This window comes from cf. Phormidesmis sp. LEGE 11477 (assembly GCF_015207105.1).
Lineage (GTDB): Bacteria > Cyanobacteriota > Cyanobacteriia > Phormidesmidales > Phormidesmidaceae > Phormidesmis.
In genome coordinates, this window is record NZ_JADEXO010000159.1 from 1 (window position 1) to 11,315 (window position 11,315).

Annotated in this window: 10 protein-coding genes and 1 pseudogene; 6 read left to right on the forward strand and 5 right to left on the reverse strand. The window is 50.6% G+C overall.

Annotated features, from left to right (window positions below; genetic code table 11):
* Both IQ256_RS26465 and arsM read right to left on the reverse strand, forming a co-directional pair.
* The coding region (locus IQ256_RS26465) for an alpha/beta hydrolase (RefSeq protein ID WP_193858693.1) at nt 1-456 on the reverse strand (456 nt) is incomplete at its 3' end.
* A 218-nt stretch (nt 457-674) separates the two neighbouring features.
* A complete protein-coding gene (gene arsM, locus IQ256_RS26470) occupies nt 675-1,637 on the reverse strand; it encodes an arsenosugar biosynthesis arsenite methyltransferase ArsM (protein ID WP_193858694.1) in 963 nt (320 codons plus the stop codon).
* A gap of 297 nt (nt 1,638-1,934) precedes the next feature.
* On the opposite strand from arsM, the gene IQ256_RS26475 reads away from it, so the two are divergent.
* A complete protein-coding gene (locus tag IQ256_RS26475; RefSeq protein ID WP_193858695.1) occupies nt 1,935-3,626 on the forward strand; it encodes a hypothetical protein in 1,692 nt (563 codons plus the stop codon).
* Between the two features lie 94 nt (nt 3,627-3,720).
* Nucleotides 3,721-5,196, forward strand: coding sequence for an MFS transporter (locus IQ256_RS26480; protein WP_193858696.1), 1,476 nt, complete (start codon nt 3,721-3,723; stop codon nt 5,194-5,196).
* Here the strand turns inward: IQ256_RS26480 and clpB are convergent.
* Nucleotides 5,193-8,075 carry an ATP-dependent chaperone ClpB gene (gene clpB / locus IQ256_RS26485; RefSeq protein WP_193858697.1) on the reverse strand — a complete coding sequence of 961 codons (2,883 nt, stop codon included), beginning with the start codon at nt 8,073-8,075 and terminating at the stop codon, nt 5,193-5,195. The genes IQ256_RS26480 and clpB overlap by 4 nt on opposite strands.
* Nucleotides 8,076-8,391: 316 nt before the next feature.
* Here clpB and IQ256_RS26490 point away from each other — a divergent pair, with 316 nt between their 5' ends.
* From IQ256_RS26490 to IQ256_RS26500, 3 genes are all read left to right on the forward strand, one after another.
* Nucleotides 8,392-8,961, forward strand: a complete 570-nt coding sequence (locus IQ256_RS26490; protein WP_193858698.1) for a Uma2 family endonuclease — start codon at nt 8,392-8,394, stop codon at nt 8,959-8,961.
* A 120-nt stretch (nt 8,962-9,081) separates the two neighbouring features.
* Nucleotides 9,082-9,411, forward strand: coding sequence for a DUF433 domain-containing protein (locus IQ256_RS26495; protein WP_193858699.1), 330 nt, complete (start codon nt 9,082-9,084; stop codon nt 9,409-9,411).
* Nucleotides 9,408-9,755, forward strand: a complete 348-nt coding sequence (locus IQ256_RS26500; RefSeq protein WP_193858700.1) for a DUF5615 family PIN-like protein — start codon at nt 9,408-9,410, stop codon at nt 9,753-9,755. The genes IQ256_RS26495 and IQ256_RS26500 overlap by 4 nt, the downstream gene beginning before the upstream one ends.
* A 64-nt stretch (nt 9,756-9,819) precedes the next feature.
* Here IQ256_RS26500 and IQ256_RS26505 read toward each other — a convergent pair whose 3' ends face one another.
* Together IQ256_RS26505 and gloA are read right to left on the reverse strand one after the other, a co-directional pair.
* Nucleotides 9,820-10,386: a Uma2 family endonuclease gene (locus tag IQ256_RS26505; RefSeq protein WP_193858701.1), complete on the reverse strand. Its 567-nt coding sequence runs from the start codon at nt 10,384-10,386 to the stop codon at nt 9,820-9,822.
* 90 nt (nt 10,387-10,476) lie between these two features.
* Nucleotides 10,477-10,863 carry a lactoylglutathione lyase gene (gene gloA, locus IQ256_RS26510; protein WP_193858702.1) on the reverse strand — a complete coding sequence of 129 codons (387 nt, stop codon included), beginning with the start codon at nt 10,861-10,863 and terminating at the stop codon, nt 10,477-10,479.
* 86 nt (nt 10,864-10,949) lie between these two features.
* On the opposite strand from gloA, the pseudogene eno reads away from it, so the two are divergent.
* Nucleotides 10,950-11,315 (forward strand): annotated as a pseudogene (gene eno, locus IQ256_RS26515) (phosphopyruvate hydratase); the annotation flags it as partial.

Consider the following 11,315-nt stretch of genomic DNA (forward strand, 5'->3'; position numbering starts at 1 on the left):
GTCTAAGAAAGCCGATCTGAGATATACCCAGCTAGACTCTTCCGCATCAGGAACGGTAAAAGCGGTGCCCACAAGCTGAAAAAAGCTTTCGCCTACAAACGTTTCTGCAACTTCAGGCAGAGATGCACTTTTCACCGCGACTTCGCTGTTGAGCATTGATCTAGCGGATACTTCATCCACGTCGATTGCCTCCAGCAGCGATTGAATATCAGCAGAAGCCTCACCTGTACTGGCAAAATCCGATAGCTCATCCATCGCCAACGTGCCAAATTGAAATCCGCCATAAGTGAGCTGAACCTCCTCAAGCGCCTTGGCTGCGGGTGTCAACAGCAATAGCGAGCTAACACTACCCAGCAGAATGCCCAATCTCGTAAGTAGCTTGTGGCGAGAAACGCGACTGGAACCATAGGGTGCTAGTCGATAGGAAACAAACAAATCTGTTGGTAGGAAACGCATAGGAAGGCTCTTTGAAGGTTGATGTTTATGGCAAAAATGACGAAGCATACAGTCTAGTTTGTGCGCCCTGGGTTGTTCTTCGCTTCGTTGAGCATTAATGGATGCTAGCACTGCTCTTTTAAGTATGAAAAGGCAGTTGAGACGGTTAACAAAGTTGCCTAGCTACTCATAGCAGTCGCTGAATGTATCCGGCAACTGCTATGAGAAACGCAATATCGCTAGCAGCAGCCACCGCCGTCGTAGTGCCAGGTGGAATCGGTCACTACAATATCATCGAATTTCCCTAGGTTGCTAGCGGTCTTGTCGCAGATTGCCAGGGGCACTCCCGGTTGCAGGATATGCCCTGCACTGTCATCAAAATAGTCTTGCTCGCCTGCATAGACAGCCATTTTTCCAGTAAAGACACAGGCCCCATCGTCAGCAATAGGTACTTTGAAAGAGACGCAGTCCAAGCTTTCTAGCATCAAATGCTCGTTTAGCTGATAGTGTTTGGCGTTCAGCAGTCGATAAGGACGCCGCGCCCTCACCTCGACTTGGCCAAAGCCTGCGTCAATAATCTTTTGAGTGTAATCTTCGTAGGTGAGCGCGCCCGATAGGCACATCGCTCTGAGTCGATCGTCGTCGCGTAAATGCTCAGGAATCTCTCTGGTTGTAATCGGATCGCTCATCACCAATCGGCCATTGGGCTTGAGGACTCGGTAAGCCTCTGCCAAGGCTTTCTTTAGATCTTCTGGCTCGAAAATATTGAAAAGACAGTTTTGGGCCACTACATCCACTGAATTGTCTGGCATCGGCAGGCTAAAAGCATCCCCTGCTCGAATGCTGACGAAGCTAGCATCAAACCAGTCATTTTGTTCGGCTGCCACTGACAGATTTTGCTGCGCCGCAGTCCGCATTGACTCTACCGGATCTACGGCAATTACTGCCTCTGGTCGACGCGAGAAATAAGAAAACTGTAAAGCTTCTAATCCGCCGCCAACGCCTATATATAAAACGGTTGGTTCACCAGTGAGTTCAGCCGGATGCACAGTTGTACCACAGCCATAGTTCATATCCTGCATCTGCTTTGGAACGCGAAGTCCGGGCATTTGTACAGGCGTGCTCTGTACGCAGCAAAGTCCGACATCTGGGGTTTCGGCAACTTCTGTGTAGAAATCGGCAACAGCTTCTAAATAGCTCAAAATATCCTCGCAGTAAGTGTTGTAGCTTGATTCTTGATGGTTAGTACTAGCTGATAGTTAACGGCTAGCTGCTTTTATCTTAATTTCTGTAGCTGATTCTGTAGCTAAACTTTAATAAGGACAACGAGAGAATAAGGGGAAATGAGAGATAGATAAAAAGGCAATAGGCTTCTGAAAGCCAGTTCTGAAGCTGTCATCGCCGCTAGCAACAGGCAATTGAGAGAATTGATAGCATAGCAATAAGGCTAATAGTTAAACGTATTAGGTATTGATAGAATTTGATACCGGGTGAAAAGCATGAGATCGAAAACACTACTTTCAACAATAGGACTCCTATGGGCACTAGGTGCCTGTACAGGGTCTCCAGGCTCTTCTGTAGGCTCATCGACTGCGCCAAATTCGCAGCTAGGCGATCGCATCGCAGACACCACCAGCGATCCTGCCAAAACCTGCGATCTCGACAGCGCTCCGCTCGAACCCATGGCCACGCCCGAAAATATGCCTATCTTCGAGCAGTTCAACTTTCGGCCTGAAGAAATTGCAATTGAGCCGGGCACAGTCACGTTCAAAACGCCTTACTACGACTTTACGCTGTGCAAAGGCGATCGCACTTGGTCTATCACATCGGTGACTGATAAAAGCTCAGATCTTGAAGCAGACTTCGACTACGGGCAAATGCTAGCAGGTATTGCCAATCCAGACTACAGCGCGATCGACATGAACGGAAAAACGTATGAGTACCGCATTCGGCTACAGGCAGACTGGCTGAATGAGCAGTTGGCAACTTATGGTGAGCCGCCATTTAATCCTGAGATGGGCAGCGCAGAATCCGCTGAAGACGCTGTATATTTTGAGCTAAAGCTTCCCAATGGCGAACTATTAACCGAACAGCTCTATACGCTCACTGATCTACAAGAAGCCGAACTAGGATTCTCGCTTGGTGATCCCACGATTGCGGGTGCGGTAGTGGTTGAAGATCAGCTTTGGTTTGCGACCTCTGCTAATCAAGGGGAGGGCAACAGCGGCTTTGCTAGCTTGATTCACTACGACCCAACCACACAGAAAATCGCGGTTCAGCAACCTGAGCAGATGCAGGGCAATCAGATCACTGCGATCGCCGCCGCCACTGACGACGACACTCTCACCCTCTGGCTAGGTACCAAAGTCAGCGGCGAAGGCAACCCATACCTGCCAGCCGATGGTCTGATCGCCTATCGGCCAAATACGCAAACGCTCGATACCTATCAGGTGATGAATAGCCCCTTAGTCAGTGCTATTCCCTATCAGATAGCGGTTGAGGAAGATGAGCTTTGGGTGGCAACGGGCGAAGGCGTTTGCCAGGTAGAGTGGAAGACGATTGAGCGCGATCAGAGCTGGAACTGCTGGCGGTTCGCGGCTACTGCCGAGCTGCCGACAGCGGGCGTCGATCTCTACCCTAGCTTTCTTTCTGCAGAGCCCGTCACTACGCTTACTCAACCCTCTGTAGAAGTCCTGTGGGCGAGTGAGAGCTTTGAACCATCGGGTGAGTTACTTGCCCGGCGCTACGAGGTCGCTTACGAACCAGGCTTTGAAGTTCAAATTCCGCAGGGCGGCTATCGGTTGACCAACCCGGTGGTGAGGAAGACCACCAAAGGTAATAACGTTTTCTGGCCAGGACATGCCTGGCACTGGCAGGGCGATCGCTTTGCTCGCAGCCTAGATGAGGTGGCGGTGAATATGGTTGGTGGCGGCCCGCATGGTTTAGTCGCTGCCGATCGGCCTAGCGATCGCACTGGCGGACTCAGCTTTGATAACCATGCGGTTAGGGGCGACTTTGATCTGTTAGAAATTACCTCGGATTCTACCCAAGTCCATCACTACTCTGGTTGGGTAGAGAGCGCTGATCTGGCGGTCTATCCAACGGTGGTATCCGTTGAGTCGCCGACTGAGTATGCGCCTAATCCCTTAACTGAGATGGCTACAAACCTACCGGATTCTCCAGGGCCGTAGCTAAGCTGCCGAAAGACCACTCACTCCTCGGGCAGTGTGAATCTTGGCATTCGCGCCATATGCTAGTGAACACCTTTGCTTCACGAAATCGCTAGTGTCTAATTCCTCTCTCTTTCCTGAGCTGCCTAATCAGCTCGAATCTGTCGATCCAATCACTTCACCCTCGCTCCAATCAAAGTTTCAAGCTGAGCTAGATCAATCGCCTCTCACTCGCCCAATGTGGATGCTGTGGATTCTTTCGGCTGGGTTGATTGCCCTAGATGGATTTGACTTTTTCATCATTGGCGTGGCGATGCCCTTTATTCAGCGAGACTTTGGGTTGAGCGCTGGCTGGATCGGTGCGATCGCGACGGCTGCTCTATTTGGAGCCCTAATCGGTTCCCTGACGTTGGGGCCAGTTACCGACAAAATCGGTCGTCAGCGCATGTTGGTGATTGACATTGGCTTGTTTATTGCCGCTTCTTTGGGTAGTGCTCTGGCCTGGAATGCTGGGTCTTTGCTGTTCTTTCGCTTTCTAGTTGGGGTCGGGATTGGTGCGGACTATCCTATTAGCGTTTCATATATTACTGAAAATATACCCGCGAGGCTACGCGGACGGATGGTCATTGGGGCCTTCAGCTTTCAATCGATTGGCGCTTTGCTAGGGGCGCTGGTTGGCTGGCTAACAATCTGGCTGTTTCAACAAACTGCGCCGGAGCTGGCAGTTGCCTACTCGTGGCGGTGGATGTTAGGCGTCGGTGTGGCACTCTCTATTTTAGTCGGCGGGCTAAGACTGTTGTTTTTATTAGAAAGTCCTAGCTACTACCTCGCGAAAGGAAACTACAAAGCTGCCTCCGAAGCGGCTTCTGAGCTATTAGAGAAAGAGGTATTACTGGCCCCAAACGATTCTATTGAAGCCACAGCTAAAATCGAAACGACTGATAGCGCCGGGGCATTAGGCTACCGCGATCTATTTTCAAGACAATACATTCGCCAAACGGCGCTAGCGTCTATTCCCTGGTTCTTACAAGATATTGCAACTTACGGTATTGGTATTTTTACGCCAACGATTATTGCGACACTTGCATTCTCAGAAACAGGCAACCTACTGACTCAAGAAATGGCTTCAGCTAGAGGCGCGGCAATTGTGAACGTGTTTCTGGTGGTGGGGTTTGCGATCGCAATTCTATCAATTGATCGCATTGGCCGCATTCCTCTACAAATGACTGGCTTTATCGGCATGGCGACGGGCCTTTGCTTGCTCTCCTTTTCGGGTACTACCAGTCAAATAGCACTGCTGTTCACGGGCTTTATTCTGTTCAACCTCACGATGAACCTAGGGCCAAATTCGACCACGTTCTTACTGTCTGGTGAAGTCTTTCCGCCTGCAATCAGGGCGAGTGGTGCGGGTTTGGCAGGTGCGATCGCCAAATCAGGCGCAGTCCTCGGTGCGCTCAGCCTTCCTGTCTTACAGGAAAGCCTTGGCATCAGCAGTTTACTCAGGCTGCTAGCCGCCGTCTGTGTCTTAGCGGCGCTGATCACCTACAGCCTACGCAGAGCAGCATCAACAACAGCCGTCGGTTCACCCTAATCTGGCGCTGTAGCCACTATCTCTTTCTCTGTTTCACTTTCAGGGCTATCCACTGCGCTGATTGTTTCAGCCGTCTCTTCAGCTACCGCTTCTTCAGCCTCTGACTCCTCAGCTACCACCGCTTCTTCTTCAGCCCCTGACTCTTCAGTTACTACTTCTTCGGTCTCCGCCTCTTCAGCCATCTCTTCAGTAACCATCTCTTCAGCAACCATTTCTTCAGCCGGTTCCGCTGCTGGCTCAGGCTTAGCAGCTTTCACTTTAAAGGTGAGGCCGTTCGCTTTCGACGCACTAATTCTAAGCGTGCTGCCTTCAGTAAACGTATTTTCCAAAATCATGGTGGCGATTGGATTTTCTAGCTCACGCTGAATTGCCCGCTTCAAGGGCCGAGCGCCGTAGGTAGGATCGTAACCCTGGTCGGCAACGTAGTCGATGGCGGGCTCTGACATCTCTAGGCCAATCTTTTGATCGCCTAGCAGTTGGTAAATCCGCTGAAGTTGAATAACAACAATGTGGCGCAGCTCTTTTTTGCTGAGGGCGTGGAAGAGGATGGTGTCGTCAATTCGATTGAGAAATTCGGGGCGGAAGTGCGATCGCAAGGCTCCCATTACCAAAGTCTCCATTTCCGCAAACTTAGAATCATCGCCAGAGACATCCAAAATATACTCACTGCCGATATTGCTCGTCATCACAATCACCGTATTGCGAAAATCGACCGTCCGACCCTGAGAGTCGGTAATTCGACCGTCGTCCAATACCTGCAACAGAATATTGAACACATCGGTGTGAGCTTTCTCTACTTCGTCTAAAAGTACAACAGAGTAGGGATGCCGCCTAACCGCTTCAGAAAGCTGACCGCCCTCTTCGTAGCCAACGTAGCCAGGCGGCGCACCGACTAGACGAGAGACTGAGTTTTTCTCCATATACTCAGACATATCTAGCCGAATCAGCGCGTCTTCTGTATCAAACAAAAAAGCCGCAAGGGCGCGAGCCAGCTCTGTTTTACCCACCCCAGTCGGCCCCATAAACAAGAAAGAGCCAATCGGACGGCCCGGATCTTTCATCCCAGCGCGAGCCCGACGAATAGCCGCAGACACAGCAGTGACCGCTTCGGATTGACCGACGACGCGCTCATGCAAATGACTTTCTAGCTGCAGCAGCTTTTGCTTTTCCGATTCCATCAATCGATTGACCGGAATACCTGTCCAGCGAGCCACAATCTCAGCAATGTCGGCTTCAGTAACCTGCTCACGTAGCATGGTTAGTCCTTTTGCCTGTAGCGCTTGCTGGCTGACTTCTAGGGCTTCTAACTCTCTTTGAATCTCTTCTAATCGGCCATACTTTAGCTGGGCAGCACGCTCTAGATCGTTCGCTCGCTCAGCCTGGTTCATCCGCAGGCGAGTGCGTTCTTCTTCTTCTTTTAGCTCGGTAATCGCATCAAGCGTTTCTTTCTCAGTATGCCACTGCTGGTCAAGCACCTTCTGTTCTTTCGAGAGTTCTTCTATCTCTTGCTTAATGCCTGCCAACCGCTGGTTAGACGTGCGATTAGCAGAACCCGCTGCTTTCTCGCTTTCTAAAGAGAGCTTCTCCATCTCTAGCTGCATCAGGCGACGGTCAATGATTTCTAGCTCTTCGGGTTTGGAATCAATCTCCATTTTGAGCTTAGCAGCGGCTTCATCGATTAGGTCAATGGCTTTGTCAGGTAAGAAGCGATCGCTCACATAGCGATCGGATAAGGCCGCTGCTGCCACCAAAGCCGAATCCAATATAGTCACCCCGTGATGCACTTCATAGCGCTCTTTTAGCCCGCGCAAGATCGACACCGCATCTTCGACGCTAGGCTGACCCACATACACCTGCTGGAAGCGCCGTTCTAGCGCCGTGTCTTTCTCAATATGCTTGCGATACTCATCTATAGTGCTCGCCCCGATACAGCGCAAACCGCCTCGAGCCAAAACTGGCTTTAGAATATTGCCCGCATCGACGTTGTTAGCGCCCGCCCCGGCACCCACAACGGTGTGCAATTCGTCAATGAATAAAACAACTTGACCATTAGAATCAGTGACCTCAGCCAAAACAGAGCGCAGCCGTTCCTCGAATTCGCCTCGGTACTTGGCCCCGGCGATCAAACCGCCCACGTCTAAAGAGATCAAGACGCGATTTTTAAGAGATTCGGGTACATCGCCGTTGATGATGCGCTGAGCTAGGGCTTCTGCGATCGCAGTCTTCCCTACCCCCGGCTCACCGATCAAGACCGGATTGTTCTTCGTCCGCCGCGAGAGTACATGGATCACCCGGCGAATCTCTTCATCACGGCCAATCACCGGATCAAGCTTGCCCGCTCTAGCTTCTGTCGTCAGATCACGTCCATACTGATGCAGCGCCGGATATTCGTCTTCATCTGTAACCTTAGCGGTAGCTGGCTTGTCTTCGTCAGGCGATCGCAGATCCTGAACCGCCTTCATCATCTGCGAGGTGTCTACATCAAAGCCTCTCAGCAGCCTGCGCCCGATGCGCTCATCTTCAACAAAGCCAATCAGCAAATGTTCAACGCCAATCAGCTCATCTTGTAAATTAAGCCTGGCTCCATCTGCCGCATCCAGCATCCGATCGAGACTTTGGCCCAAATATAGATTGCTATCGACAGCCACTCTCACCCGCGACTGGCGCTTCGCAAACGTCTCCAACTCTTGCAAGATCTGCTCTGGAGACAGCCCTGCCTTTGAGAGGATGACATCTGCCTGTCCTGCTTGTTCTAGCATTGCCAGGGTGACATGCTCAACCTCCAGATACTGCTGCCGAAATCGGCGAGCCACATCTTGGGCTTCGACGATCGCGTCCCAGGCTTTGGCGGTAAATTTATCAGGATCGGTTGGCTGCATGGGCAAGGGGCTGGGGAGGAAGGAGCTATTGAAGCAGGAGCTATGGGAGCAGAGGCTACAGGCATAGGGCCTTTAGTATATCAACGGAAGGGGGGCTAGCATCAGCGCAATCTATGGCTTTGGCCTCTGGGCTTTAACCTCTGGGCTTTGACCATCTCACTCACGGCATCCTGCTTACTGCGATTCACTCACGGTATCTAGCGGCTGCTATACAATTGGCCTGCACCCCACCATATCAACGCCGATGACGCGATCGCTCTGATTAACTATTAGAAATACGACGCACGGTTGAGTTGAAGGGATCTAAAATCTAAAAATGGTTCAAACTCAGTCCAAACCAATGACTCTAGAAGCGTTTCTAGCACTGCCAGAAACGGAACCCGCTAGCGACTTCATCAATGGTCAAATTATTCAAAAGCCAATGCCGCAGGGAAAGCATAGCTGTCTTCGAGGCAATTTTGTGAATGTTATTAACAACATCGTTGAGTCGAACAAAACTGCTTGTGCGTTCCCTGAGCTGCAATGTATTTGCGGCACAAACGCCATAGTCCCTGACATTTCTGTTTTCACGTGGGAACATCTTCCCATCGATGATGATGAAGAAATAGCAAACGTGTTTGAAACAGCACCTGACTGGATGATCGAGATACTATCGCCAGGGCAACGCTACGCGAAAGTAATCAGGAAAATTCAGTGCTGCTTGCAACATGGCACTGACATGGGCTGGCTAATCGACCCCAACGATCGAGCTGTCTTGATCCATCGACCTCAAAAAGCAGTTCAGGTCATACTGATTGATGAACCTGATATCGTTCTACCCATGCCAGATTTTATGGGCGGACTATCCTACACCATTAAAGATTTATTCAACTTGCTAAAAGCCTAGCCCCGCCTCTCAATCAGCTCAATCTTGTACCCATCGCGATCGACCACAAAGGCAATTATCGTTGAATCACATCAAAATGCAGCCATAATAGCTACATCGGTATCATGCTAGAAACTGACCATGCTGGATACTAATTCTCTTCGCCCAACCCAATACCCTCACATTGCCTTAACGCCCCAGAACGTGCCGATTATTGAAGGCACAACCATGAAAGTGATTGAGGTTGTTTTGGCCCAAAGAAGCTATGGCTGGACAGCAGAAGAAATCCAAATTAATCATCGTTATCTTAGTATGGGTCAGATCTATGCTGCGTTGGCCTACTACTGGGATAATCGTCAAGCGCTAGACCAAGACATTGAACACAGGGAAGATAGTATCCAGAAGCAAGAGCGGGCCACTGGAGAATCAGCATTTGCCACTCGGCTACGATCTCAAGGCTTGCTTCAATGAGCATCCCGCTCTACATGGACGAAAACGTTCATGGCGCTATTACTAATGGGCTACGTCAGCGCGGCATAGACGTACTCACAGTTCAGGAAGATGGCAGAAGCGGCATCCTAGATCCAGTAGTGCTAGACCGTGCCATTGCATTAGATCGGCTCTTATTCTCGCAAGACGACGACCTTCTAACAGAGGCTAACAAACGGCTGACAGCAGGCACTTCGTTCCCAGGTGTTATCTTCGCTCGGCAAACGAAGGTTTCTATCGGGACTTGCATTCGAGACTTAGAGCTTATCTCTACTCTAGGCAGAAACGGCGAATTCAAGGACAGCGTTCTGTTTCTACCCCTATGAACAAACCATCGTTGTGTCATGTCTCATCGGAAGTCTAAAGACTCTTGTTCAATTTCTTTTCTCTTTAACCTGGAAAGATGCTCTCCACAGCGCGCTCAAACCCAGGCAGCAGCGGTGAAGCCAACAAATCTGAAACCAACAAAGTGGCAACCTTCTGCAATCTAGCCTCTTCTCGCCGATAAACTTCAATCTCTTTAATCCGCCAGTTCACAATCCAATACTCTCGAACACCGTGCAGAGAATACAGCTTCAGCTTAAAAGATCTGTCTCTTTGTTCATTCTTTTCACCCGCAGAGAGGATTTCTACAATCAGCTCGGGTGCAACGGTGAAATGACCCGATTCATCCACGCCATGTGCTAGTCGCTCTTTACTGGCCCAAACGACATCAGGAATCACCGCGTCAGTCTTAGTAAAAACAACCCCAGGGGTCTGAAATGAATTGCCCAACCCTGTTTCCTCTGACCATGCTTCGAGTCGAGTACTGATTTTACTAGCTGCCCCTTGATGGCGAATATGCGGTGCGCGGGTCACGAACAACTCTCCATCGATAATTTCATAACGCTTCCAGCCGCCATCATCAGGGATGGCGGCCAGGTCTTCAGTTGTCCAACGGATAGAATTAGCAACCATAACATCGACGCTATGCAGTTGACGAGCTGGCCTGCCTACAGTCTAGGCGATACCAGCTCAGGTTATCAGGCTATGCATCAGGCAGATGATCTAGCCCCGCCCCTCAATCAGCTCGATTTTGTACCCATCAGGATCGGTGACAAAAGCAATGACTGTTTTGCCGTGTTTCATCGGACCTGGCTCACGGGTGACGTTTCCGCCCTGCTGCTTGATGGCCTCGCAGGTGCCGTAGATGTCATCGACTCCTAACGCAACGTGGCCATAGCCGTTGCCAAGATCGTAGCTATTGGTCTCCCAGTTATGAGTTAGCTCTAGCACGGTGTGCTCGGATTCATCGCCGTAGCCGACAAAGGCGTTGGTGAATTTGCCACCTGGATAGTCTTTTTGACGAAGCAGCTTCATCCCCAGGACCTCGCAATAGAAGGCGATGGATTTTTCTAGGTCTCCGACTCGGAGCATGGTGTGTAGCATACGCATTGTAGTTGACCTCTCGTTGTGCCCAAAAGTTGATAAAGTCTATTCTGACGGAAAGCGAACATCTTATACATAGTAGGCGCATCAGAATGATAGATTCCCTCGATACGGCTATTGAAGCGATTCAGGCGAGAGAGATTTTAGACTCTAGAGGCAGACCCACGATTGAGGCTGAAATTTACCTCAGCGGCGGTGCGTTTGGGATTGCCCAGGTGCCAAGCGGTGCCTCGACCGGTAGCTTTGAGGCGCATGAGCTGCGCGATGGTGATAAGAGTCGCTATGGCGGCAAGGGCGTGATCCAGGCGGTGGAGAATGTGAATGATGCGATCGCCCGCGAACTGATGGGAGCCAATGCCCTCAACCAGATCGAAATTGATCGCATCATGATCGCCTTAGACGATACGCCAAACAAGAAGAACCTCGGTGCGAACGCTATTCTTGCCGTCTCTTTAGCC